Below are 23,879 nucleotides of genomic sequence, written 5' to 3'. Positions count from 1 at the left end.
TAGGGCCTGGTTGGTCCCGACTAAGCTCACGATGGTTACCGAGGCTTAATACAGCAATAAAAGGATTGTGAGGAAGATCTATTTTGGGACACGATATTGCTTTTTGGTGTCATTGACTGTGGAGTGAAACAGCTTTCTAGCGCCGTGTAAAAACGCACACTGAAACAACTCTGATATTGTTACGGAGATGTCTCAGGTAAAAAATATTGTTGTTGACTAGGGGGGAGAGTTATGATGCGATCGCACCTCTTGCCACCTGTAATTCCTGAATCCGTTCCAACGTGCCTGCGGGAATCGCTGAGATTAGCTGCTTTGTGTACGCTTGTTGTGGATTGTTGTAAATCTCATCGGCAGGGCCAAGTTCTTCAAGGCGGCCCCGATTCATGACCATGATGCGATCGCTCATAAATTTCACTACGCCCAGATCATGGGAAATAAACACATAGGTCAGGCCAAATTCTTCCTGTAGTTCTTTGAGTAGGTTTAGCACCTGAGCCTGCACCGATACATCCAGGGCAGATACTGATTCATCGCAGATAATAAATTTAGGATTTAGAGCTAAAGCACGGGCAATGCAAATACGCTGACGCTGTCCGCCAGAAAACTCATGGGGAAACCGATTGACACAGCCAGGATCAATATCTACCCGTTCTAATAAATAGGCCACCCGTTCTTGGAGATTACGACGACTGCGGATGACTTTATGAATCTTTAACGGCTCAGCAATGGCTTGACCGATGCTCATACGTGGATCCAGTGAGCTAAAAGGATCTTGGAAAATGACCTGCATTTCGCGACGCAGCTTGCGCATTTCTCCTTTAGGCAACTGGCGAATGTTTTGTCCTTCAAAGAAAATGTTGCCGACGATGGGCTCAACCAATCGTAGTAGGGCACGTCCCAGGGTCGTCTTCCCACACCCTGACTCACCCACCAGACCAAACGTTTCACCCCGGTACACCTCAAAAGACACATCATCTACGGCCATAAAGGTGCGAGTCGTCTGCCCAAACATTCCTTTGACTGGATAACCGACTTTTAGGTTTTGTACCGTGATTAAAGGCGGCTCACCCCCCAGCTTTTCGAGACGACTGGCTGTTTCTTCTGCCGTGACCTGTGCTGTCAGAGTTGCTGCCTCATCGTTGTCAAAATGCCGAGCAAAGATTTTAAATTCACCGTTGGGCTCATCTTGAACCTGCATGTAGTCAGCTACGGTGGGGAGTTTGCGTAACCGTTGCTCAGGTCGGGGACGGCAGGCCAATAGCCCTTTTGTGTAAGGATGCTCTGGATTAGCAAAAATCTTATCCACAGACCCGTATTCAACAATTTTGCCGCGATACATAACGGCCACATCGTCGGCAATTTCGGCGATGGTGCCCAAGTCGTGGGTAATAAAAATCATCGACATAGAGCGCCGGTCCCGCAGATCTCGCAGCAGGTCCAAAATCAGAGCTTGGACAGTAACGTCGAGCGCGGTAGTGGGCTCATCGGCAATCAGGAGGTCTGGATCGCAGGCAATGGCCATCGCGATCATAACTCGCTGTAGCTGTCCCCCAGAGAGCTGATGAGGATAGCGCTTGAGCATAGCCTTTTTGCGCTGCTGCACTCCACGGGCAATAGCATTGCGGTCCTTAAGTTGCTGTTCTGTCGCAACGAGTGTGGCCAATTCTTCGTCACTGGGTAGCAGCTTGACCTCCTGTAGGCTGTCAATAACCTTGGCTTCTGCTTCTGCTTTGGTTACATTATGATGCTGCTGGATGGCTTCAATGAGCTGAAATCCACAGGTATAGACCGGATTTAAGGAACTCATGGGTTCCTGAAAAATCATTGATATCCGGCTGCCTCGATAATCTTGCATCTGTTTAGGAGAAGCCTGACACAGATTGGTAGGAGCAGCGTCTGCTTGGGCTGAGAAAAGGATTTCGCCGTTGGTAATTCTACCTGGAGGGTTAGGGACTAGCCCCATGACAGACAACGACGTGACCGATTTACCTGACCCTGACTCACCTACAATGCCTAGAGTTCTACCCCGTTTGACCTGAAATGAAATGCCATCAACTGCCTTGATCACGCCGTTGGCGGTATCGAATTCGACTTTTAAGTTGCGGACATCAAGGATGATTTCACTCATGGAGATAGTAGGTGCTAATCGTTAAAAGAGTACAGAACTGCTGCAATACTGTCGGATATTTAGGGCTAAAGCTTAATTATCAATGATGTTAGAAAACCTGGGTTTGCTTGTGTATTTATTTGGAGTAAGCCAACTATATTTAGAGTTATTAGAGTTAACCATTGAGACTTCGGCAAATCCGCGCTAGTGCCATTGTGCAAAGGATCGGTATTGTGAATTAGCCACTGCTTTTTCAAAATGCCCATGTCTCATGGGTGCGACGCGTATAGGTAGATTGTGTACGCTTAGTCCAGAATCATAGCAATCCTTCGCCGTTGATTATTGATATGTTGTTTCTCCTTCCACCATGGCCCAACTTGCGATCGCAGTTTTGATCGTTATCATCGGTTCCGCAATCTGTTCAGGTACTGAAGTGGCACTGCTGTCCATTCCTCTACTCAAAGCCCGACAGCTTGCTCAAAATCGTAACCCAGCGACGCTTGCCTTACTAGCTATTCGAGAAAAGGTCAGCCGCCCCATTGCTACCATCGTTATCCTCAATAATGTATTTAATATAGTCGGCAGTTTTGTCGTCAGTCGTATTGCTGCGGAGCTTTTTGGCAATCTGATGCTAGGCATTTTTTCTGGCATCCTCACATTTTTGATCATTCTGTTTGCCGAAATTGTCCCCAAAACCATTGGCGAACGTTATGCCGAGCAGTTTGCTTTGTTTGTGGCAATGCCTGTCCGCAGCCTCACCTGGCTGATGACGCCGATTATTTTAGTGCTAGAGAAATTAACTGCACCCTTGATCAAAGGCAATCAACGCCCCGTTACCAACGAAGCTGAAATCAAGCTGCTGGCAATGTTGGGCTATCAAGAAGGCTTGATTGAAGATGACGAGGCTGAGTTGATTCAAAAAGTCTTTCGGATGAATGACATTGCTGCGGAAGACATCATGACGCCTCGGGTAGCGATTACCTATATTCAAGGCAATCAATCCCTTGAATCAGCGCAGCAAGAAATCATGCAGTCGCAGCACAGCCGCATAATTGTCACGGGAGAAGACTTGGACGACGTGCTAGGTGTGGCCCTAAAAGCTGAGCTATTGGCAGCGTTAGTTCAGGGACGCGGCAAAGATCCGGTTACTAGCTGTATGCGTCAGGCTCGATATATTCCGGCCACTGAGCGTTCTGATAAGCTACTCAAAACTTTCCAGACGGCTCGTGAGCACTTAATGATTGTGGTTGATGAGTACGGAGGCGTGTCCGGTGTAGTGACCCTGGAGGATGTGTTGGAAGTCCTGATTGGCGAGATTGTCGATGAAACCGATCGGAATGTGGATTTACAGGCATTGGCTCGGCAGAGACGGCGACGATTGCTTCAGCGACAAGGATTTCAGACGGATCTAAAGCGAAGTCGGTAGTTGGTTTGGGATGTTTAATTTTTCTGCTCCAACGCTGGCCTGAGGTACTCGACATAAAGCTTTACATCGTCTGTTACGTAAAACTAACTCGGTAACATTACTGCCTGGCCCCATCATGCCAATGATTCGTTGAGTGGTCATTCTTAAGTAATATCCGGGGTGTTGCTAGTGTTTGGTATGAGCCAATCTGTGAAGTGTGAATAAACAGCAAACATAATAGGCATACGCAAACCTTAAATTAGCAATGAGACGTCCGGCGTTAAGGCTAATTATGGTGAAGTAATCTATTAGCCCTTACTGGAGTCAAATCGGTTCGCTATCTTAGCAACTGATAACTTCTAGTTTTGATTGCTATGTTAGTTATGATTTGACGATTCTATGGCTGTTGGTAGGGCTATGTTCCTGTGCTTAGGAACTCGCTTTCCAATCGTTCGCTTACCCACTCCCGTTCAACTATGATCCATTCTGCTCGTTCGGCGGCTCAACCGCTTCGACTGGCCCAGTTTTTGACGTTTGTAAACGATTCAAAGCTGATGACGTTGAAGCGATGGCAGTCAGTAGTATGGGGTAGCGCTGTAGCGTTAGGGGTGGCGATATGTGGACCAGTGCAAGCGGCCGAGCGGGTGAATATTCAAGTAGGGCCAATTAAGCAGACGCTCTATGTTAGCGATCTTGAAGAATTTGCTAAAACTGGCCAGGTTCCAGATCGACTGCGGCTTTATGAGTCTTTTCTAACACCTGAACTTCGAACAATGCTAAATAATCGGGTGGTGCTTGATCCGGCGATGGCGGATCGCATGGTGGCTGATATTTTGGCATCGCCCAACGGTGAGTTATTACTGGATTCTTTAGCTCGTGTTGCGCCAGGATTAACTGTGGAGCAAATTCGGGGCGCGATTCGTTTAGCGGCTAAACAGACCAATGGTTTGAATATGCTTGGGGTACTGAGGGCAGTGCCCCAAGACACGTTAGATGTAGACCTAACGTCGGCATTAGCACTTGTATCGCAGCTTAATCTGTCCCGGTTAGAAGGGGACGCGCTCAGTAGCGTACTAGAGCAAGAACTGCTGGTGAGCGATGACATTGACCTACCTGACGATATCGACCCCACAACGGTAGGTCCCATGGGGGTGACCCAGCGCTCATATAAGTTTGTAGATAGCGATCGCAACCGGCTAATTCCGCTGGATGTATATGTGCCAGATGAAGCCTTTGTGGAAGAGGCACCGCTGGTTGTTTTGTCCCATGGGTTTGCTGCCGATCGGCATTTTCTCACCTATGTGGGTGAGCATTTGGCTTCCTATGGCTTCACGGTGGTGGCTGTGGAGCATGTGGGCAGTAATGTTGAAGCCCTCAGTAATACTCCCTTGGATCCGACGGCAGTGGAAGAGCCGAGCCGCATTTTACCAGCTAGCGAATTTTTGGATCGTCCGCGTGATGTCAGCTATGTTCTTGACCGCCTGGATTGGATGGAACAGGTGTCACCCATGTTGGAGGGTAAATTTGATACCGAGCGGGTAGTCTTGATTGGCCATTCTCTAGGCGGCTATACCGGTTTTGCTTTAGCGGGAGCACAGCTAGATTTATCTGCTTTGCCTTCCTTTTGTGACAGTCTGACGCCAGTGGGCTTATCGCCTGCCGATTGGCTACAGTGTGCGGCAGTCGAGCTACCTGAGGTAACAGCGGATCTGAGAGATTCCCGCATTATCCAAGTGATAGCAATGAATCCGCTGGTCGGTCGATTATTTGGTCGTAAGGGGTTGGCGGATGTCAATGTACCCAGCGTTATTTTGACCGGCACTAAGGATGGGGTGACGCCTACATTAGCTCAACAGCTAGGGCCGTTTAATCAATTGAGTGGACCCGATAATCATTTAGTTGCGGTGATTGGCGGCACCCATCTCAGTGTGGGCGATCCGGAAAATGTGAATGAAGCGCTGACTCAGATTCCGTTTATGCCAGAATTGTCCGGTGAGCAGGCCGCTACTCTACGGGAATATTTAAGGGCGCTTTCCTTGAGTGTGACGATGCAGCACACGTCTGGGGCGAAAAACTATAACGTCTTTTTGGAGCCAGCTTATGCACAGCAGTTTTCTACGGGAATGTTGCCGATACGCATGACCCAAACTTTACCTGAAAGTGTTAAGGGCTGGTTAAGAACGGTGGCTCCTGAGCAAGCTCGTGCTGAAGGAGAAACGTTGCGCTCATGGGTACATTTAAAAACCTTTGATGCGCGCAAGTCGGTGGGTAATGCACATCGTCGGATGATGGCCTATTTGCGCCAAGAGCAGGTGTCGATTACGGTGCTCTACTGGCCTATGAGATTACCTTGGATCTAAGTAGGATAGGGTTTGAATTGATTAGGTAGATTTGGATCGTTGTAGATCTAATAAGGCCGCCGATTCCCTGGGGCTGACTAGACTGTTGGCGCAGAGAATGCCTGAGGCAGCGACGGCGGGGACACCGATACCCGGAATGGTGCTATCTCCTACTCGATAAAGCCCTTTAATGGGGGTTTTACAACTTGGGAATAGGCCTTGCCCAGCGGCGATAGCGGGGCCGTAGGTGCCTTGGTGGCGGCGGAGAAACCGCTGGTGAGTAAGCGGGGTGCCGATGAGTTTGAGAGTGATGCGATCGCAAATATCTGGAATCACTTTTTGCAATGCCCGCATCAATGGTTTTGCCTTTGCTTCTTTTTTGGCTCCATAGCCTGCATCCCGCTGCCAGTCTTGCCAGGGCTCTAGCGTGTAGGCATGCACCACATGATGTCCTTCGGGAGCCAATGTGGGGTCTAGCACAGACGGAATAGAGATCATACAGGTATTACCAGGGGTGGTGATGTCTGTGTCTGTGTCATGCACCACTACATGGTGAACCGTTAAATCATCTAGACCCTCAGCCTGGATGCCTAGATGGAGATGCATAAAGCTATCAACCGCTGGTGTCTCCAAAGACTTTTGACGATAGCCCATGGGCAGATCAGTGTCGTCCAGTAGGTGATTGTAGGTATCCCATAGGGTGGCATTCGAGATCACCTTATCAGCGCGTATGCGTTCACCGTTTTTGAGAATCACCCCTTGTGCTTGATTCCGGTCGGTCCAAATTTTGCTGACATGGGTACCTAAGCGCAGTTCGCCACCCCAGCGCTTGAAACCTCGGATCAGGGCATCCACCAAAGCGCCGCTACCCCCCATGGGATAGTCAATGACAGATGCCGCTCGCTCCCCAAACATAAATGCCATTTCAGGGGCAACAGTCTCATGGGACTTCATACCTGAAAGCAAAAAACATTCAAGATCAATCAACTGCCGTAACCAAGGATCGTGGACTGTTTCATCTACAAAATCTCCCATCGAACGCCCTAAGCTCCGAAGTTGAGGGAGCATCTGCAGCATAGCTGTAGGGAAACGTTGGGCTAGTAGCGGAAACAGCCAACCATCTGCCCGTAGGGCTAAGGCGGGGATTGACCCTAGGGGACGGTATATCGCTAGCATTTTGTCTGTTAGGGCCTGGAGTTCTTGCGCTGCCTGAGGGTTGAACTCAGCTAAAGAGGCCTGATATCGTTTGGCATCACCATAAATGGCCAGCGTGCGCTCGGGGAAGTGGTAATGTCCCAGTGGGTCATAAGCGACAGTGTTAACCTTTTCCCCCAAGGCATTCAGCACCTCTCGCAACGGGTTACAGGATGTCGGATCGGCCAGACCACAGTAAAAAGACGGCCCAGAATCAAAGGTAAACCCCTGACGCTGAAATGCATGGGCCGCACCACCCGGTAATGTGTGACTCTCACACACCAAAACCCGCCGACCGTAGCGAGTGAGTAAGCCTGCGGCTACTAAGCCACCAATGCCACTGCCGATGACGACGACGTCCAACGATTCCATAGGTATTATTTTTATCCACAGGTAGAGACGTTTCATAGAACGCCTCTACATTGTCCTATGGTGTGTTTATCGGATCAAAACCTGCTCAATCTGCGGTAAGTATTCACGCACAGCCATTTCTTCCTCAGGATGAATATCCTTGAGTTGATTAATTCTCCAAAGAGTGGAGCTTTCTAGTTCTTGCGCTTCTTGCTGTAAGCGAAGATATTCGTCTGTGGCTTCAGGCTGATTACTAATTTGGCTGAGGCGTCGAGTGATGGCATCGCGTTCACGATCCCGATACTCATTGGCGGCCTGGATCTGGGCTACAGCACCACCAGATTTAACGACAGCGTACACATCCATAAGTCGTTGATACTTATCTAAATAATTAGAATCCACGTTTTTTACAACGGGATTACTAAGTACATTCCTTGATTTAGCAAGTCGCTTACGCCGAAGCCACCACTGTAAAATCACTGGAATGGATGTTTGACTAAGTAAAGTCTTTTCGGAAAGCAGATGCATAGTTACAAACCTCATGGACTAAACCGGAAGGTCGAAGCTAATTCCCCAAGGGGGTAATATTTAATACTAAGGCGTTATTGGCATACTTGGTGCCTTATCTACGTACATCTTTAATAATGTCTATCTGACGGGGTTAGAACGCTGATCTAATCCTTGTTAAAGGTATTTGTCAAGATCTCTAATGGCGTAATTTGTCACAATGCTCAAGGCAGTATTTTGGGGTTTCCATGGCGTCATCATCAATGACGATGACATTCATCCACAGCTGATTGCTCAGTTGCTGTTGTCGGAAAACCTACGGTTTAACCTGGAGGAATACCAGGAGATGTATCTTGGCCGTAGTGACCGAGCCAGATTGACAGCGATTTTGCAGACACGAGGCCGATTTGTCCGAGATGACTACTTAGATGGTCTACTGCGGAAAAAGGCTGAAGGCTATGGGGAATGGTTGCGATCGCAACCTAAGCTTGCCCTTTATGCAGGGGTAGATGACCTGTTGTATCGAATTCGCAGCAAACAATATGTCACAGCTATTGTGACTGGAGCCCAACGAGCTGATGTAGAACAGGTGTTGACTGCGGCAAAGCTCACTGATCAGTTTTCGTTGGTTGTGTCTGCTAGTGATATGCCTGTGGCGGCTAGCAAACCTGCTCCTGACAGCTATCTTGCCGCCATTGATCAGTTGAACCTGTTGAATCCTGAGTTGGCCCTAACGCCCCAAAACTGTTTGGCGATCGAGTCTTGTTTTGCGGGTGTCGAAGCCGCTAAGGCGGCTAATATTCCTGTCGTGGGCGTCGCTCAAATCTATCCGTATCACATGATGCAGCGCTGTGCGACCTGGGCCGTAGACTACTTGAACGAAATTGACTTTGATTGGATTGCCCCTCGTTATGAACGGGGATCGAATGCAGCTACCATGGAGGAAAAGCCAGCTGTGTAACCGTTCCAGGAGAGTGTTTGATAATGAAAGTGGCAGTAACTGGGGCAACCGGATTTGTAGGATCTCGCTTAGTGCAGCGGCTCCATGAAGCGGGGCATCAAATTAAAGTATTTACCCGTAACCCTGAGCGAGCCAGAAAAGTATTCCCGGCATCTGTGTTTAATCAGGTTGAGATCGTTGGTTACACTCCACAAGAGTCGGGAGATTGGCAGGCGGAAATTTCTGGTTGTGATGGCGTGATTAACTTGGCTGGTGAGGCTATTTCAGAACGCTGGACCCCTGAGCGTAAACGGGAAATCATGAGTAGCCGTGTCATCGGCACAGAGAAAATTGTCGAAGCCATCGGTCAGGCGGCTGTTAAGCCTAAGGTGCTTGTTAATGCTTCTGCTATTGGCTTTTATGGCACCAGCGAAACGGCAGAGTTTTATGAAACGAGTGAGCCGATTCATCAGGATTTTCTGTCTCAGGTTTGCCAGGAATGGGAAAAGGCTGCAGATAGGGTGACGGCCCATGGCACACGACTTGTCATAATCCGTATTGGGATTGTATTGGGCATGGGCGGTGCGATCGCAAAGATGATCACCCCCTTTAGACTTTATGCGGGCGGTCCCATTGGTAGTGGCAAACAATGGTTTTCCTGGGTGCATCGTGACGATCTGGTTAGCCTATTTATGCAAGGTTTAACCGATGAAAAAATGTCTGGTGTTTACAACGGTACAGCCCCTCATCCTGTGCTCATGTCTGAGCTATGTGATGCCTTAGGTAAAGTGATGAACCGGCCCTCCTGGTTACCCGTCCCTGACTTTGTCATTGAGACTTTGTTAGGCGATGGTGCAGTGGTTGTGCTGGAAGGTCAGAAAGTTTTACCAGAGCGCACTCAATCCACCGGATTTTCCTTCGCCTATCCCAAAGTGGAGCCCGCCCTGCGAGAAATAGTAGTGGAGTAGAGTTGTCTGCTACTACTGCACTACCTGTGCTCCATGACTCCGGGGATCATCGGCTGAACCTGACGGCTCTAAAGCAGTTTCCACATCCGAGGTTTGTCCCTCAGCCTGGGCATACGGCAGCTCGTTTCCAGCGACTAACGCTGTCAGGTTCTCTGCCAGGACTGCCCTTGGAATTTCACCAATGGCTGCCCCGGCATCGTTCCCGGTCTCAGTCAGAAATGCAAAGTGGGGGATGCCATCTACCCGGTAGTGCAACATTTCTGGTAGCCACTTATTGTTATCCACATTCAGCATGACGAAATTCACATCCTGCTGAAACTCACTTTTGAGTTGCTGTAAATCGCCAGCCATGGCCTGGCAGCTAGTGCACCAATTAGCATAAAACTCCACTAGAGTGGGTTTTCCATTGGTGATCGCCTCATTTAGCGGTACAGATGCTTCTGCCATATCTGAAAGAGACGCCGAGGGGGTACGGGTTTGCAGACCCAGGACCACGGCTACACTGAGCACCACAGCTACACTTACCACCACAAAATTTCGCAACCGTTGCCCTAGACCACCAGCTTCAGGGGAGTTAACCGACATAGAATAAAAAAGCGCCCGTGGCGTCATTACAGCGTCTTCTTTAGTCTAGCGGAATGAAAAAGCGTGTTACCCTGACCTTTCCAAAACAGACAGTGAATATGCCTATTACCTATCGGCTGGCGAAGGATTTTAATGTCGCAGCCAATATTATTCGTGCACAGGTGGCACCGAATCGAGTGGGTAAGGGAGTAATCGAGCTATCTGGTGACATTGATCAACTAGATGAAGCGATTGAATGGATGCGTAACCAGGGCATTGGCGTGTCCCTATCTAGTCGCGAAATTCTCATTGACGAAGACCTTTGTGTCCACTGCGGTCTATGTACAGGCGTTTGTCCCACAGGTGCTCTCCGATTAGATCCCGAGAGTTTCAAACTCGTTTTTAACCGCGCTCAATGTATTGTGTGCGAGCAATGTATTCCCACATGCCCAGTCCAGGCTATTTCTACTAACCTGTGATGACACTGATAAAAAAATTGCCTTGGTTGTCGTCACTGCTTTTATTACTGGCCTATATGGGCTTTGGTGCCTTTTTGCATTCTCGTCACAGCTCCGACTTTATCTGGTGGCTAGCAGTCATTTATGCAGTACTGGAATCAGCATTACTAACCATCATTTGGAAACCCTTACGCAACTTTTTTTTGCTTGGGTTTAAATCTGATATTGGCTATACGATCATGGCTTTGGTCATCGCCTCCCTAGCTGTAGTTGTTGTGTCCTGGATTCAGATTTTTGTCTATTTCCTCGTAATGTTAGCAGCAGCACTTTTACTACGGGTAGAGCTACTGATTCGCGATATTGGGAACAATTTAGCCTTTGTCACAATTCTATTGTTATCCCTCATGGGACTAGCACTGAGTCGATTGACGACAGAGCTGATTATGGCGCATGGCAATATGGATCCAACCATCATTGGACTATGGACACTATAGGAATCGGCATACGCCAAATCGCGTAGGCTTTGCTTTAAGCGATGCTAATAACAGCACAAGCGTTTAACTGTTGCCCCTACCTCGTGAGCTTCATGCTCTCGGGGTACTTTTTTATTTAAAAGATGCAATGCTCAAAAAATGCATCCCATAGGTGACACACCCTTAACAAAGTACACAAGCCAATAAGCTATAGAAGCAGTATCGCCAATAGCGGTAGAAATGGACGCTCTATAAAGCGTCACAAAAATAATCGTTCAGTAGTTTTCTTGAGCGATGCTAATAACAGCACAAGCGTTTAACTGTTGCCCCTACCTCGTGAGCTTCATGCTCTCGGGGTATTTTTTTATTTAAGAACAACTAGCAAAGGGATGGTCGTAATTCGACCCAACTAAACAATAACTATATAGTTATTGTTCGTAGTCTTTAACAAAGAGCCAAATATAGGTGGTAGATGCACCATAAGAGTATCATAGCTCACACGACTGAAACCCATGCTGTAAATAAATTATGGACACTATAGGAATCGGCATAGGCCAAACCGCGTAGGCTTTTTTTTAGGCGACTCTAATAACAGCACAAGCGTTTAACTGTTGCCCCTACCTCGTGAGCTCTACGCTCTCGGGGTACTTTTTTATTTAAAGGTAATGGGTGAGCCAGCATCACATTTAAGAATGAGAGCAGGGTGAATGCGTTATGGGATTAAGGGGGAGTCGCTGATGGTTAATGGGGGTACTGCGCGATGCTTGCAAGCTAAGACCAGTTTGCAAGCGTTATGAACGGGTAAATACACCATAAGAGTTCCGTGACTAGCACAGCTAGAAATATCGCTGTGATGGCATTATGGACACTCTAGAAATCGACACAAAAATACAGCGTTTAGGGAATTGTCTAAGCGACTCTAATAACAGCACAAGCGTTTAACTGTTGCCCCTACCCTGTGATACACCTTGGTGTTTCCAGGGTACTTTTTTATCTATTGAGCCGTGAAAGCGGAGAGGCTCTGTACACGCCTACAAAGTTGCAAGGAGGGCGACTCAGCTATATCAGGATTTGATTAAGCTGGTTGCCGCCTTCCTTTGTACCCATTCGGTGATTAATGAATTCACCAGTTCGGGTGCTTCATCTTGGGGACAATGGCCCACTCCTTCGAGTGGCATGAATTGTTCGACGACTTCATATTTGCTGAGTTCCCGACCTAGTTGAATGGGTTCCCACGGATCAGCCTCACCCCATAGCATCAGCACAGGACAGGACAGCTGAGGTAACAAATCTTCAGGCAGTGGCCCCTGGGAATAGCTGATAAAGGCTACGAATACATCCACAGCTGCAGGATCGCGAGCGGGCGTCAGCAGTAGCTCAATGAGTTCATTGGTAACGGCCTCTTTGCGACCATAGGCCTGCCTCAGAATATTTTTGAGTGTTTTGGGCTTGGCTAAGCGAGAGAAGAAAAACTTGCCAATGGGTTTGTAGTTGAGAATGGCCTGGATGAGGGGTGTGGGTGCACTGCGATACCAGGGAAGGGTGGCACGTTTACGATCGTGCAGTAATCGCAAGGAGCAATCAAGAACAACAAGACCGAGAACCTGGGACGGAGCCATGGTAGCGGCTTGCATAGCCACGATACAGCCAATGGAGTTACCTACGAAAAAACCAGGCTCACCAATGATCTCCCGACAAAAATCGATCACTTGCTGCCCCCAGGTTTCGAAAGTGTAGTTGATGGGGGCACCGGGTGTGGGTTTAGCAGACTGGCCATAGCCGATCAGGTCAATGGCATAGACGCGATGGCTGTGTCCTAAGTCAGGTAGGTTTTTGCGCCAATGATCACTGTGGGCTCCAAAGCCATGGATTAGGAGTAGCGGTGGTCCTTGGGTTCCAGCCGTTTGATAACGGATTGAAAAGTTTTGCCAGGTCCAAAAGTGGGTGGTAGGAAGTGTCATGGTGATGTGGCGCGATCGTGCTTTGAATGTCTCTGCCTAGAGCTAAAATCAGGCTAGGTGGATTATTGATGAATTGTTAAGACATATAAAGAAGTATAAGCGCAGATTCTAGTCGGTTCGTTCGCTTGAGTGTACGCGCATTGAACAGGTCTGTATGGATTTTTTTCAAATACGGTGGCGTTATCCCGCACTCAATTTGCTCTGACGGCGATTTTTTATATGCTGTGGCCAGTGCTGACAACAGGCATGGCCATTTATTTTGTAGTTCTGGAGGGCCTTTGGCTACGGACGAAGAATAAGGAGTATTACCACCATGCTCGATTTTGGTCCAAAGTAAGCCTTATTGTCTGATGTATGTCTATTTCTCCAACTCTTCTTGAGTTCTAACTCTCTTTAGCTATCCCTTTGTATCACTGTTTGGTGCTCTGTGTTCAAGACTTTCTTTGAATGACTAAGAGAGCTTTGAAAGCTAAGAGTTGGAGGGGGCTGATACATCTCTTGTTTGAGTTAAAGGTCAAGCCTAAGAGATACTCGGGCTATTTGACAGTATTTGAAAGGGTTTTTGTAAATACTCTTTTGTAAACTCTCAATGGATGCCCTTCTGCATTTTCTCCCGCAAGTTTGATTTGTTATTTTCGCGCTTTTTCTTCTACTTTATGTCATGCTCGATGGCTTTGATTTAGATATGGGTATTCTCTCGTTGACTGCATCAACAGAAAAAAGGATCTCTGTGGATACAGCGGGTCATTTTGTGGGTGGTGCTTTTGATTGGCTGGATTGGCGTTCAGCTTTGGTGGCGCTTACCTTGATTTAAGAGTATGTGTTGATTGGGTCTACCTATTTGATTTGGAAGACTGAAGGAGAACTGCAACAAACGCACTATACGACGGCTAAGATTGCGGCTTGAACGACTTTGTTGGGTGCGATCGCAATTACCATTGCCACACCAATTGTTTACCAAAACGCCCGTGAACGACTGTTTCATTATCCCGAAGTTGTTATCTTTTCTATGATTCCAATTTTGGGTGTATTGTTGTTGGTTTTGTTGCTGCAAGGTTTGAGTCAACAACGAGAGAAATTGCCTTTTCTTTGGGCAATCTTGATCTTTCTCCTAACGTTTATAGGGTTAGGGTTGATTGTTTTTTCCTACATTATTCCGCCTAGTATTACTATTTATCAGGCAGCAGCATCTCCTAGTTCTCTCGTCTTTATGATCATCTTCATTGGATTTTTGATCCCCCAAAATATTGCAACATAAACAGAGAATATTCTTCTACCTTACGGGCATAATCTGTTTCCCAGTTGGTGCTCACCACCTCAACCACCGGATGGATATCACCCAAGGCAAGAACTGAAAGATAACGTCTAACTTCTCCGAATCAGGTCTAATCCGCAAATGCCGGCAAAACCGGCAAAGAAGTACGCCGCAAACTGCCCTGGATGAGAATCTATTAACGGGTCTTCAGAGCCAATCAACCGACCAGAGTTATCACTCGCCGCAAAAATCAGCACAAACGCTATCAGACAAAGACCGATGCCTTTACCAATGGCATATCGTCTACCGACAGAAGATTTAGACTGGATGGACGGCTTCTGCATCGTTGGCTCTCGATGTTTTAACTGCTTGCCATTCATATACCTACTCCTTGGATGCCATCGTAATTAGACCCACACCACCACCCATCAACAGGGCTGCTACAGCAGACACCTCACGATTTGGAATCAGGCTAATCGCCGTAAACAGCAAACCAATCCCAAACATCACACTACCCAGGATCGCAATCATACGTTCAGAAAGATTCATCATAGGCAGTACCTGAAAGCATCTAGAAATCATTGTAGGAGGCAGACCGTTTTTTACAGGATTTTCGACATAATCTAGTTCACATCCAGAACTGTAGTTTTTTGGTATAGGAAACCTCAAGATTTCAGCTTAGATCAGGCTGCGTGCAGTAACCTATGGCTGAGAGTTCCATACCACTCTGATGACTGCCCTTGATCGCAACGCACAACTACAGAAACTACGCGATAGTCTGCGCCCTGGCCAACGTCGCTTGGCTGACTGGCGCGGTGGACCGCTTGCTGTTTCAGCCGTGCCAGGCTCTGGTAAATCTACGGGTATGGCTGCTGGTGCTGCGATCGCAATCTCCCATTTTCAACTCCACGCCCGCAAACAACTTGTCCTCGTCACCTTCACCCGCTCTGCTGCCGCCAACCTCAAAGCCAAAGTCCGACATCACCTCAAAGCTCTCAAACTTCCCTACAACAGCTTCATTGTCCAAACATTGCACGGGCTGGCCCTCAACATCGCCACCCACAACCCGGAAGTCTCCGGCATCAACCTCGAAACCACCACCCTCGTCTCACCGAACCAAAGTAACCGTCTCATCCGCACGGCTGTAGAAGCTTGGATTCATGAAGCACCAGCCCTTTATCATCGGCTTGTGGAAGGCCAAAGCTTTGACGGGGAAGAAACTGAACGGTTGCGACGGCAATCAGTACTCCGCACCGAGATACTGCCAGCCCTGGCCTACACCGCTATCCACGAAGCTAAAAGTTCAGGCCTTCAGCCTGCCGACCTGAATCGTATTGGTCAGCAAGCTCCACCTAACATTTATCAACTCTTAGATATCGCTGCCGGACTCTACGGGCAATACCAAACCCTGCTCAGTCAGCGAGGTCTAATCGACTACGACGATATGATTTTGGCTGCACTGAAGGCATTAGAAGATCCAGACATCAGCCGTCGTTGGCAAAGCCAATTCTTTGCTGTATTTGAGGATGAAGCTCAAGATTCATCACCTTTACAGACAAGGTTATTGGCGAAATTGGCGGCCAATCCTGATGTTGACCCAGAAGCAATTGGTTATCCAGATCCCCCAAATTTGGGGGACAGGGGGGTCTCCCCCAACCTCGTCCGCGTCGGCGACCCCAACCAGGCCATTAACTCTACCTTCACCCCTGCCGATCCGGTTTTCTTCAATCAATTTTGTGACGCCAACCGACCTGATCGCCTTGCCACCATTGACCAGGCTGGGCGCAGCACCCCAAAAATCATGGATGCTGCTAACTACGTATTGCAATGGGTTAACCAACAATTCCCTAGGGAAGAGCCACCATTCCGAGCACAGGCTATCCTGCCCGTGCCCCCCAATGACCCACAACCCAATGCCAACCCCGCACCCTTGGGTCAAGGTGTGGAACTGCTTATGAACCCTGCCGACATCAATGTATCTGTTCAGAAAATTGCGCAAAAGGTAAAAGAACTAATTGATAATTGGAAAGAAGAGAAAGAAAACACCTCTTCAAATGCACTACCAGCACCACCCACGCTGGCAGTGTTGGTGCGAGAAAATCGCCAAGGTCGATTTATTCGAGAAGTTCTAGAAGATGCTGAACGCTTAGGCTTTGATTTTGCTGAGACAACTGGGCTAAAAATTTATGATGTGGGCAGTCGCGATCGCAACACCCAAGTCCCTCTCGAAATGTTGCACCTACTCCTATTCATCGAACGGCCCCATTCTCCTGACTATCTCAAAGGAGCCCTGCGCGTTCTTGTAGATCGCCAACGCATTCCCACCCAAGATCTCAACCCCCTCGCCACCAATCCAGAACAGTTTCTCTACCCTGGTCCCCTTGAACCACCACTCACCCATGAGGCCGCGCTCAATGCCCGTCGCTACTGCACTAGCCTGCTACGCGCCCGCTTCGACTTACCCCCCTATCATTTGATCCCCTTTCTAGGCACCACCCTCAACTACAACCAAAGCGAGCTCGCCACCGCTGACAAACTGGCAGCCCGTATCGCTCAGCAAACTACTGAAGAGAGTAGCCTCAGTACCATGATTGGCGCACTCCAAGAAATCGTCAGTTCTGAACGGTTTGATGCCATTGAGGCCGAAGATACGGAGGCTCAATACACTCGAGCTGGGCAGCTCACGATCACTACCATGCACAAAGCTAAAGGTCTAGACTGGGATGTTGTGTTTCTCCCCTTCCTCCACGCAAAACTAATCCCCGGCGAATCCTGGATACCTCCCCAGGGTGAGTTTCTTGGCAGTGTCTCCCTACCCGACGTTGCCCGCGCCCAAATCCGTACCTACGTCCACGACAATCAAACCATTCCTGAGATGCAAACAGCTTGGCACCGTGCCAACGACCTCAAAAAAGCAGAGGAATTTCGTCTCCTCTATGTCGCCATGACCCGCGCCAAACGTCTGCTATGGATGAGTGCCGCGAAACAAGCCCCTTTCACCTGGAGTAATCCAGACAACCTACAGAACGGAGAGCCTTGTCCAGTATTACGACCGTTGGATAAGTTTATGCGGGAGCGGCAAACAGAGTCATTTTAGAATTAACGTTGTAGAGAGGTTGTATGCAACCTCTCTACAACGTTTTGCCCCTGCCAACATTTTCGCCTCCAGAACCTCACTATGCCTAAATCTGTTCTAAAATTCTCTTCCGAAGACTGCGGCATCTGTCACAAAATGTCCTTTTACGACGCCAAAGTCGCCAGCGAGCTAGGCCTAGACTTTATCGATATCAAAATGCAGGATACAGCCACATACCGCAAATACCGACGGGTGCTCCTGACCCAATACCCTGATAAATCAGATATGGGCTGGCCCACCTACATCATTTGCGAAGAGCCTGAAGGGGAATTCAAAATTTTAGGTGAGGTCAAAGGCGGGCATCCCAAAGGAGAATTTCGTAAACGTCTCCAGGCAGTTATCAATTAAAAGATGGGGAGTGGGGAGTCAGAAGTGGGGCTTAGAAAATGGGGAATACGTATTTTCACGGAAATAGGATGTATGTTTTAGCCTCCGCACTACTCCCTAGCGAAACGAACTCCCTACGCTCCACTTCCCACACAAAAAAAAGCTGGAGATTTGATTCCCCAGCTTTGATTGAGATGTTCTTAAAGTGAAATGTTATTTGAGTCTATCTGTCAGACTATCTAGCCGATAGGGCTAGACAGCCTGATGGATGATGATCTCTAACGGATGTTAAAGCACACCGATAGTGGCCAAACCGATGATGGCACCAATACCAATCACGTGCCCTAGGCTAGTACAAGCCAACATTGCACCATGGCCCATACCACCGAAAAATTCGGAGGAAGGTAGACCAAGGCCAACGTTCTTATGCTTGATACCGTAGTTACCGAGTGCGATCGCAAGTACGTTACAGATGATCATGACGAGACCCACTTTGGGGCTCCAAGCAACAGTGGCTGGAGTCACTGCCAATAAAGAAGGTAAGTAAAGCAAATTACCGTCTCCTCTCAGAAATAGTATGGTTTTGAAGTCTGGAGGCCGACTTAGCGCAAACTAAGTACAAACCTTGTCATCATCTTTCATCAATGCGAAAGATCAACGACCGCCTCGTTGCAAGACTTTACAATGGGAGCATAAATACCTATGTGCACGCCCCATGATTCACGGTTTACTCTGGCTCCCCTTGCTGATCTTCTTTTTTTGGATTACCTGGGCAGGCTGGAACGAGTACAAAAAAGTCGAAACCTATAAGCAATGGGCTACTCAGTTTGAACGTGCTAAGTACGATATCTATGCCGCTCTAGGGCAAGTAGAGCGTACACTGACGTGGGGTTTACCCACTCGTCAAGGCGTCATCGGTCTGCAAACCATCCAATTCGATCAGATTCGCACCATCGATCTGCTGATCCAGGGTGACGACGCATTTACTCAAGCAGTCAAAGGTACAGCTAAAAAAAGTGAGGCCGTCATCCAGCTCAATCTACAAGACGGTAAAACACCACAGATTCCATTTACAGATGTGGAACTGGCTAAACAGTGGCATGGTTTCTTAGCACAAACATTACAGGCAACGGAAAATGCAGCATAGAGATCGGCACTGAATTCAAACCTCAAAACTCAAAACCATCCCCTGCACCCATAGCCTCGTCCTAATAAACAGATCATCCCGGGCACTACTTTTTTTCCAAGAAGTGTCAGAATATCTGCACTATTTGCAAAGCTGAATGCTTAAATATATTCTCCAGCTATCCCAGGAGACCTCAATCAACCTAGTTACTGGACAACATCAGTCATTAGCCACCTCGCTCTAACGCTTCGTTTGGCAAGCTCCCGTCGAAACGCCGCTTCTCCTTTTCCCCACTGGCACCACCAACAGTCACTCATTACACCTCCCATGCCAGACATTCCTGAATACTCTCAAGCAACCTTGGCCAGCCGTCGGCAAGACCTCAAACAGCGGCGTCAAAGACTTTTTTGGCAACAGCTATGGCGGCAAACGGCCATGGTTGGGTTAACTTTAGGCTGTTTGAGTTTAGCTACATCCAATCGTTGGCATATTCACTCCACTGAGCAGATCAACCTCAGTGGTAATCAACTGCTGCCCGATGAAGAGGTTTATGAACTAATAGATATTGACTATCCTAAATCCCTCTTAAAGGTACGTCCCCTAGATTTAGAACATGCCTTGACCGATAAGGGACCTATCGAGGACGCCATCGTTAGGCGGCGGCTGTTACCCCCCGGCTTAAATATCCGCATTCGGGAACGAACACCGGTTGCGATCGCTCTTCCAAATGTGGACGTTGCCATTAAGTCTCTAGACGATGATCCCCAGAGTTTTTCTCAGATGGGGCTCTTAGATGCCAACGGCTATTGGATGCCCTACAACAGCTTTACTCAACTAGGGTCTCAAGAACCCAAGCTACAGGTTCAGGGCATGCGTCCGGCGTATCAAAAACACTGGTCGGACATCTACCAAATGTTACAAAAAAATCCGGTATCCGTCTCTCTTCTTGATTGGCGTGATCCAGCCAATTTAATTCTGCATACAGACCTTGGTATTGTGCACATGGGTCCCTATGGGCAGAATTTTTCTAAACAACTGACTGCCCTCGATCGAATGCGAAATTTGAACGCCAAAATGAATATCGAAGAAATCGCCTTCATTGACCTGCGTAATCCCGACAATCCCACCTTAGAAATACTCCAGGCAACAAAGACTCAAGCCCCTTAAAACAGCCTAAAAATAATGTCGCTTGAGATCGCTCAATACATTACTACGTAGTAGTCTTCGGTTATAGATACTGATATTTATCGGCCCCTTATAACGACTATCTTTTGTTTTCAATCCATATGGTTAGTTTGCGCTTTTTAGAAGCCAGTTCTTACCCATTTAAATTCTTGAAGTAATCAGTAAGTTGAGTTGGTTTTTTAAGCAAGTTCCCGTATAGTTGACTAGAATATGCCCCCATAGTGTTCGAAATTAATCTTTAAAATCTCTGTGAAGCTTTGAGAAAGCATATTTCAAGCTTTCTCTGCCTAGATTGATGAATTACCTCAATCTTCTATTGGCGGAGACCTGCCCTGCTTGGTTTGTAATTGCTATATAGTTAGTTCTTACTTTTGCGGCAGTCGCGTGTGTTCTGTGACTGATTGGGTCAATAGCTCACTGATATCTCGTATACCTTTGCCCTATGTCTAAATCATCCTCACACAACTCTCACGGAAATTCGGGTCTGGGCCTCAATATGTCTGATATGAATAATAATCATCGTAATGAACCTGCGTTGAGTAATGCAGCTATGGGGAATGATATTGTGCCTGGGAGTATGGCGAGGATTAAGGTTGTTGGTGTAGGTGGTGGCGGGTGCAATGCCGTTAACCGAATGATCGATACCGGCGTATCGGGTATTGAGTTTTGGGCATTGAACACCGACGCTCAAGCATTGACTAAAGCGAATAGCGCTAATCCATTACAGCTGGGTCAAAAGCTGACCCGTGGATTGGGCGCAGGCGGCAATCCAGCCATTGGCCAAAAAGCAGCTGAAGAATCAAGGGATGAAATTTCCACCGCAATCGAAGGTGCGGACCTGGTTTTCATCACTGCCGGTATGGGTGGGGGCACTGGCACCGGCGCAGCTCCCGTGGTCGCAGAAGCTGCTAAAGAAGCAGGCGCACTCACCATTGGTGTTGTTACTCGTCCTTTTACCTTTGAAGGTCGTCGTCGCACAACCCAGTCAGAAGAAGGGATCATGGCGCTACAGGAATGTGTAGATACCCTGATCATTATTCCTAATGACAAGCTACTGTCAGTTATTTCAGAGCAAACCCCGGTACAAGAGGCCTTTCGTTTCGCTGATGATATTTTGCGCCAAGGTGTACAGGGCATTTCTGACATCATCACCATTTCTGGTTTGGTGAACGTTGATTTTGCTGATGTACGTGCCGTTATGGCCGATGCAGGCTCTGCCTTGATGGGTATTGGTGTGGGCTCTGGTAAATCCCGTGCCCGTGAAGCAGCCATTGCGGCAATTTCATCACCGTTGCTAGAAACCTCCATTGATGGCGCGACGGGGGCTGTCCTTAATATCACGGGTGGCAACGACATGACCCTACATGAGGTGAATGCCGCAGCAGAAATTATTTACGAGGCGGTTGATCCTAACGCAAACATCATCTTTGGTGCCGTAATTGATGAGCGGATGCAGGGTGAAGTCCGCATTACAGTGATTGCCACTGGTTTCAATAGTAATAGTGAATTTGGTGGTACGGCTGCCGTTGCCACGTCTCCATCAAGGATTGCTCCGCTACAACGGCCATCTTCAATCGGTTCTAAACCAGCTGATTTACCATCAAGTATCCCAAGCAATCGCCCCAGTATTGCCCCCGATCTGGATATTCCAGATTTCCTGCAGCGGCGGCGACAGTCGCGATAGGTAGCGGTTTTTTATGGCTTATATTCCACCAGTTGCTTTAACCATCGCGGGCTCAGATAGCGGTGGTGGGGCTGGAATTCAGGCAGATCTGCGTACCTTTTCATTCCATGCTGTTCATGGAACCAGTGCGCTTACATGCATTACAGCTCAGAATACCCAAGGCGTATCGCGGGTTGATGCCCTAGCCCCAGAGGCTATCATTGCTCAGATTGAGGCAGTGTTTACTGATATGGGGGTTCAGGCTCTGAAAACGGGCATGTTGCTCAATCAACCGATCATTGAGGCGGTGACTGATTATCTCAAGGGGTTGGTCGATGTGGACTGCGTGATTGATCCGGTCATGGTATCGCGCACAGGGGCACAGCTAATAGATGATAATGCGATCGCAGCTCTAAAAAAGCTGATTCCTCTCGCCACGGTTCTCACCCCCAATCGCTACGAAGCTGAAATCCTCAGCGGTCAATCTATTAAGACCCTAGAACATATGAAAACCGCAGCCCAGGCTATTCATGGCTTGGGTGCCAAAGCCGTTATCGTTAAAGGTGGTGGTTTTGATAACGAACTGCGCGGCATTGATGTTTGGTATGACGGCACGACCCTAACCAAGCTAACCACCAGCTGCATCGACACCGCCGACACCCATGGCACTGGCTGCACCCTCTCCGCAGCCATTACTGCCAATCTCGCCCTGGGTCATACGCCATTTGAGGCTGCTAAACGCGCTAAAGAGTATGTCACACAGGCATTAAACTACTCGCTCCGGATCGGCACAGGCCAGGGACCGGTTGGACATTTTTATCCATTATTGACGTAGGGATGTATGTAGGGGTGTTGCATGCAACACCCCTACATGCGTTTTCTCAATCCCCGTCTGGTTTCGGCCACACACTCTCCCAATCGGGACATTCATCATAATCTTCTGGTCCATGGGGATGGAGCGCACAAACCAGCATCTGCCCACCATAACTCTCACCATGATAATAAGAGCAACCTGCACACTTGGGATGGTTCTGTAGCCAGGGTGTGAGGGTTTGATGGATTGGAGCCATGGTCTGCTCACACCAGCTCACCATGGAACCGACTACGGGATCCAGCTGAGTTTCTAAATCATCAAGAGCCTGGGATATAGGCGGTGAGATATTTTCCACCACCTGCTCCGCTAGCTCATCAGCCAGTTCATCTGCGGCATCCAATACTGGGCTCACAACATTTACAGCCTGCTCTGCTAGTACATCCAAGAATTGTTCAGTCTGCTCTAAAGTACTGTGAACAGCCTCTTGCAGATCTTGTTGTAGTTGTTTTAGCCAGTCGTCCATAACGATGGAAAGTCAAGAAGAGCCATAGGTAAAAGAATAAACTCTCAGAAAGGTGAGAAATAGAAGAAATCTGATTTTTGAATGTTGAATTCTTAGTTGATGACCACCCAATACATCACCCCTGAGTCATGCTTATGGGTAAACAGGGTTAACAGCTGTTAACTCAAAACTAAAAATTAAAACCCTCAATATTAAACTCAATCGTCGTCGTCTTTCAGACGTTGCAACTCAGTCTGAAGCTCTTCAATTTCTTTACGTAGAGCATCAGTTGCTGCTCGATCGTCAGGTTCATCGTCTTCAATAATTTCAATTTTACGGGGTGCGCTATCAGCAGATTGGGTAGATGCAGTTGCAGCAGCTGAGCTCTGGGCACGGTCAACCATATCGTTGACTATTTTCTGGGCTTCATCAGCCGTAATTTCACCACGAGCCACCAACTCATCGACTAGCTTTTGGGCCTGTAGTCGTAGATCACTAAACCCATCACCTGCTTTTTCAGATGCATAAGACGCTAAGCCTACACCTAAATAGAATGCTTTTTGCACCAACTGGCCAAAGTCTGCCACGACCCCATACTCCTCTA

22 protein-coding genes and 3 pseudogenes are annotated in these 23,879 nt (G+C 48.1%); 14 read left to right on the top strand and 11 right to left on the bottom strand.

All coding sequences use genetic code 11. The annotated features are described in order from the left end of the window. Window positions 1-229: 229 nt before the first annotated feature. Complete coding sequence (locus SPB21_RS22435; RefSeq protein WP_499867759.1) at window positions 230-2,128, bottom strand: ABC transporter ATP-binding protein; 1,899 nt, start codon at window positions 2,126-2,128, stop codon at window positions 230-232. A gap of 346 nt (window positions 2,129-2,474) precedes the next feature. Here SPB21_RS22435 and SPB21_RS22430 point away from each other — a divergent pair, with 346 nt between their 5' ends. Further along, a complete protein-coding gene (locus SPB21_RS22430; RefSeq protein WP_163671230.1) occupies window positions 2,475-3,533 on the top strand; it encodes a hemolysin family protein in 1,059 nt (352 codons plus the stop codon). A 455-nt stretch (window positions 3,534-3,988) separates the two neighbouring features. Then, window positions 3,989-5,872, top strand: a complete 1,884-nt coding sequence (locus SPB21_RS22425; RefSeq protein ID WP_163671231.1) for an alpha/beta hydrolase — start codon at window positions 3,989-3,991, stop codon at window positions 5,870-5,872. Between the two features lie 21 nt (window positions 5,873-5,893). Here SPB21_RS22425 and SPB21_RS22420 read toward each other — a convergent pair whose 3' ends face one another. Both SPB21_RS22420 and SPB21_RS22415 read right to left on the bottom strand, forming a co-directional pair. After that, window positions 5,894-7,417, bottom strand: a complete 1,524-nt coding sequence (locus tag SPB21_RS22420; RefSeq protein WP_163696616.1) for a phytoene desaturase family protein — start codon at window positions 7,415-7,417, stop codon at window positions 5,894-5,896. Window positions 7,418-7,483: 66 nt separating this feature from the next. Continuing rightward, window positions 7,484-7,924 (bottom strand): hypothetical protein, encoded by a 441-nt coding sequence (locus tag SPB21_RS22415; protein ID WP_006516695.1) that lies wholly within the window; start codon window positions 7,922-7,924, stop codon window positions 7,484-7,486. Window positions 7,925-8,123: 199 nt separating this feature from the next. On the opposite strand from SPB21_RS22415, the gene SPB21_RS22410 reads away from it, so the two are divergent. Both SPB21_RS22410 and thyD read left to right on the top strand, forming a co-directional pair. Continuing rightward, window positions 8,124-8,864 carry an HAD family hydrolase gene (locus SPB21_RS22410; RefSeq protein ID WP_163696516.1) on the top strand — a complete coding sequence of 247 codons (741 nt, stop codon included), beginning with the start codon at window positions 8,124-8,126 and terminating at the stop codon, window positions 8,862-8,864. 23 nt (window positions 8,865-8,887) lie between these two features. Next, window positions 8,888-9,811, top strand: coding sequence for a thylakoid membrane protein ThyD (thyD, locus tag SPB21_RS22405; RefSeq protein ID WP_499867758.1), 924 nt, complete (start codon window positions 8,888-8,890; stop codon window positions 9,809-9,811). 12 nt (window positions 9,812-9,823) lie between these two features. On the opposite strand, the gene SPB21_RS22400 is transcribed toward thyD, so the two are convergent. Next, window positions 9,824-10,396: a thioredoxin family protein gene (locus SPB21_RS22400; RefSeq protein WP_163698185.1), complete on the bottom strand. Its 573-nt coding sequence runs from the start codon at window positions 10,394-10,396 to the stop codon at window positions 9,824-9,826. A gap of 53 nt (window positions 10,397-10,449) precedes the next feature. Between SPB21_RS22400 and SPB21_RS22395 the strand changes: the two genes are divergently transcribed. Together SPB21_RS22395 and SPB21_RS22390 are read left to right on the top strand one after the other, a co-directional pair. After that, window positions 10,450-10,854 carry an NIL domain-containing protein gene (locus tag SPB21_RS22395; protein ID WP_006516691.1) on the top strand — a complete coding sequence of 135 codons (405 nt, stop codon included), beginning with the start codon at window positions 10,450-10,452 and terminating at the stop codon, window positions 10,852-10,854. Next, window positions 10,854-11,327 (top strand): hypothetical protein, encoded by a 474-nt coding sequence (locus SPB21_RS22390; RefSeq protein ID WP_163671236.1) that lies wholly within the window; start codon window positions 10,854-10,856, stop codon window positions 11,325-11,327. The genes SPB21_RS22395 and SPB21_RS22390 overlap by 1 nt, the downstream gene beginning before the upstream one ends. A 1,043-nt stretch (window positions 11,328-12,370) precedes the next feature. On the opposite strand, the gene SPB21_RS22385 is transcribed toward SPB21_RS22390, so the two are convergent. Continuing rightward, entirely contained in the window at window positions 12,371-13,267 is an 897-nt protein-coding gene (locus SPB21_RS22385) for an alpha/beta fold hydrolase (protein ID WP_163698181.1), read from the bottom strand. Window positions 13,268-13,417: 150 nt separating this feature from the next. On the opposite strand from SPB21_RS22385, the pseudogene SPB21_RS22380 reads away from it, so the two are divergent. Both SPB21_RS22380 and SPB21_RS22375 read left to right on the top strand, forming a co-directional pair. Further along, window positions 13,418-13,612: pseudogene (locus SPB21_RS22380) on the top strand (cytochrome ubiquinol oxidase subunit I); the annotation flags it as partial. A 286-nt stretch (window positions 13,613-13,898) separates the two neighbouring features. Beyond that, window positions 13,899-14,525, top strand: a pseudogene (locus SPB21_RS22375) (cytochrome d ubiquinol oxidase subunit II). Here SPB21_RS22375 and SPB21_RS22370 read toward each other — a convergent pair. The 3 genes and pseudogenes from SPB21_RS22370 to SPB21_RS22360 form a co-directional block, all read right to left on the bottom strand. Continuing rightward, window positions 14,524-14,592, bottom strand: a pseudogene (locus tag SPB21_RS22370) (Uma2 family endonuclease); the annotation flags it as partial. The pseudogenes SPB21_RS22375 and SPB21_RS22370 sit on opposite strands and share 2 nt — an antisense overlap. Before the next feature lie 40 nt (window positions 14,593-14,632). Beyond that, window positions 14,633-14,866 carry a hypothetical protein gene (locus SPB21_RS22365; protein ID WP_499867757.1) on the bottom strand — a complete coding sequence of 78 codons (234 nt, stop codon included), beginning with the start codon at window positions 14,864-14,866 and terminating at the stop codon, window positions 14,633-14,635. Between the two features lie 40 nt (window positions 14,867-14,906). After that, a complete protein-coding gene (locus SPB21_RS22360) occupies window positions 14,907-15,074 on the bottom strand; it encodes a hypothetical protein (RefSeq protein ID WP_163671239.1) in 168 nt (55 codons plus the stop codon). 178 nt (window positions 15,075-15,252) lie between these two features. Here SPB21_RS22360 and SPB21_RS22355 point away from each other — a divergent pair, with 178 nt between their 5' ends. Then, window positions 15,253-17,619 carry an ATP-dependent helicase gene (locus SPB21_RS22355; protein ID WP_499867756.1) on the top strand — a complete coding sequence of 789 codons (2,367 nt, stop codon included), beginning with the start codon at window positions 15,253-15,255 and terminating at the stop codon, window positions 17,617-17,619. Between the two features lie 81 nt (window positions 17,620-17,700). Beyond that, window positions 17,701-18,006, top strand: coding sequence for a thioredoxin family protein (locus SPB21_RS22350; protein ID WP_163671241.1), 306 nt, complete (start codon window positions 17,701-17,703; stop codon window positions 18,004-18,006). 267 nt (window positions 18,007-18,273) lie between these two features. Here the strand turns inward: SPB21_RS22350 and psaK are convergent, their stop codons facing one another. Next, window positions 18,274-18,537: a photosystem I reaction center subunit PsaK gene (gene psaK, locus SPB21_RS22345; RefSeq protein WP_006516666.1), complete on the bottom strand. Its 264-nt coding sequence runs from the start codon at window positions 18,535-18,537 to the stop codon at window positions 18,274-18,276. A 163-nt stretch (window positions 18,538-18,700) separates the two neighbouring features. Between psaK and SPB21_RS22340 the strand changes: the two genes are divergently transcribed. From SPB21_RS22340 to thiD, 4 genes are all read left to right on the top strand, one after another. After that, window positions 18,701-19,132, top strand: a complete 432-nt coding sequence (locus SPB21_RS22340) for a hypothetical protein (protein ID WP_499867755.1) — start codon at window positions 18,701-18,703, stop codon at window positions 19,130-19,132. 306 nt (window positions 19,133-19,438) lie between these two features. Beyond that, window positions 19,439-20,278 carry a cell division protein FtsQ/DivIB gene (locus tag SPB21_RS22335; RefSeq protein WP_163671243.1) on the top strand — a complete coding sequence of 280 codons (840 nt, stop codon included), beginning with the start codon at window positions 19,439-19,441 and terminating at the stop codon, window positions 20,276-20,278. Window positions 20,279-20,801: 523 nt separating this feature from the next. Then, window positions 20,802-21,980 (top strand): cell division protein FtsZ, encoded by a 1,179-nt coding sequence (ftsZ, locus tag SPB21_RS22330; protein ID WP_431732100.1) that lies wholly within the window; start codon window positions 20,802-20,804, stop codon window positions 21,978-21,980. 13 nt (window positions 21,981-21,993) lie between these two features. Then, window positions 21,994-22,794, top strand: a complete 801-nt coding sequence (gene thiD, locus SPB21_RS22325; RefSeq protein ID WP_163699278.1) for a bifunctional hydroxymethylpyrimidine kinase/phosphomethylpyrimidine kinase — start codon at window positions 21,994-21,996, stop codon at window positions 22,792-22,794. Between the two features lie 46 nt (window positions 22,795-22,840). On the opposite strand, the gene SPB21_RS22320 is transcribed toward thiD, so the two are convergent. Continuing rightward, complete coding sequence (locus SPB21_RS22320; protein ID WP_163671246.1) at window positions 22,841-23,296, bottom strand: hypothetical protein; 456 nt, start codon at window positions 23,294-23,296, stop codon at window positions 22,841-22,843. Between the two features lie 197 nt (window positions 23,297-23,493). Continuing rightward, window positions 23,494-23,862 (bottom strand): hypothetical protein, encoded by a 369-nt coding sequence (locus tag SPB21_RS22315; protein WP_163671247.1) that lies wholly within the window; start codon window positions 23,860-23,862, stop codon window positions 23,494-23,496. Window positions 23,863-23,879: the final 17 nt, after the last annotated feature.

It is taken from the genome of Leptothoe sp. ISB3NOV94-8A, assembly GCF_043421595.1.
GTDB classification, from domain to species: Bacteria; Cyanobacteriota; Cyanobacteriia; order Phormidesmidales; family Phormidesmidaceae; genus Leptothoe; species Leptothoe turfae.
This window is presented reverse-complemented; position numbering and strand designations above follow the sequence as displayed.

What these genes read in the sequence shown, in the direction of transcription:
- SPB21_RS22435 (WP_499867759.1), bottom strand. Translation starts at nt 2,128, where the DNA reads ATGAGTGAAATCATCCTTGATGTCCGCAACTTAAAAGTCGAATTCGAT.
- SPB21_RS22430 (WP_163671230.1), top strand. Translation starts at nt 2,475, where the DNA reads ATGGCCCAACTTGCGATCGCAGTTTTGATCGTTATCATCGGTTCCGCA.
- SPB21_RS22425 (WP_163671231.1), top strand. Translation starts at nt 3,989, where the DNA reads ATGATCCATTCTGCTCGTTCGGCGGCTCAACCGCTTCGACTGGCCCAG.
- SPB21_RS22420 (WP_163696616.1), bottom strand. Translation starts at nt 7,417, where the DNA reads ATGGAATCGTTGGACGTCGTCGTCATCGGCAGTGGCATTGGTGGCTTA.
- SPB21_RS22415 (WP_006516695.1), bottom strand. Translation starts at nt 7,924, where the DNA reads ATGCATCTGCTTTCCGAAAAGACTTTACTTAGTCAAACATCCATTCCA.
- SPB21_RS22410 (WP_163696516.1), top strand. Translation starts at nt 8,124, where the DNA reads ATGCTCAAGGCAGTATTTTGGGGTTTCCATGGCGTCATCATCAATGAC.
- thyD (WP_499867758.1), top strand. Translation starts at nt 8,888, where the DNA reads ATGAAAGTGGCAGTAACTGGGGCAACCGGATTTGTAGGATCTCGCTTA.
- SPB21_RS22400 (WP_163698185.1), bottom strand. Translation starts at nt 10,396, where the DNA reads ATGTCGGTTAACTCCCCTGAAGCTGGTGGTCTAGGGCAACGGTTGCGA.
- SPB21_RS22395 (WP_006516691.1), top strand. Translation starts at nt 10,450, where the DNA reads ATGAAAAAGCGTGTTACCCTGACCTTTCCAAAACAGACAGTGAATATG.
- SPB21_RS22390 (WP_163671236.1), top strand. Translation starts at nt 10,854, where the DNA reads ATGACACTGATAAAAAAATTGCCTTGGTTGTCGTCACTGCTTTTATTA.
- SPB21_RS22385 (WP_163698181.1), bottom strand. Translation starts at nt 13,267, where the DNA reads ATGACACTTCCTACCACCCACTTTTGGACCTGGCAAAACTTTTCAATC.
- SPB21_RS22365 (WP_499867757.1), bottom strand. Translation starts at nt 14,866, where the DNA reads ATGCAGAAGCCGTCCATCCAGTCTAAATCTTCTGTCGGTAGACGATAT.
- SPB21_RS22360 (WP_163671239.1), bottom strand. Translation starts at nt 15,074, where the DNA reads ATGATGAATCTTTCTGAACGTATGATTGCGATCCTGGGTAGTGTGATG.
- SPB21_RS22355 (WP_499867756.1), top strand. Translation starts at nt 15,253, where the DNA reads ATGACTGCCCTTGATCGCAACGCACAACTACAGAAACTACGCGATAGT.
- SPB21_RS22350 (WP_163671241.1), top strand. Translation starts at nt 17,701, where the DNA reads ATGCCTAAATCTGTTCTAAAATTCTCTTCCGAAGACTGCGGCATCTGT.
- SPB21_RS22340 (WP_499867755.1), top strand. Translation starts at nt 18,701, where the DNA reads ATGATTCACGGTTTACTCTGGCTCCCCTTGCTGATCTTCTTTTTTTGG.
- SPB21_RS22335 (WP_163671243.1), top strand. Translation starts at nt 19,439, where the DNA reads ATGCCAGACATTCCTGAATACTCTCAAGCAACCTTGGCCAGCCGTCGG.
- ftsZ (WP_431732100.1), top strand. Translation starts at nt 20,802, where the DNA reads ATGAATAATAATCATCGTAATGAACCTGCGTTGAGTAATGCAGCTATG.
- thiD (WP_163699278.1), top strand. Translation starts at nt 21,994, where the DNA reads ATGGCTTATATTCCACCAGTTGCTTTAACCATCGCGGGCTCAGATAGC.
- SPB21_RS22320 (WP_163671246.1), bottom strand. Translation starts at nt 23,296, where the DNA reads ATGGACGACTGGCTAAAACAACTACAACAAGATCTGCAAGAGGCTGTT.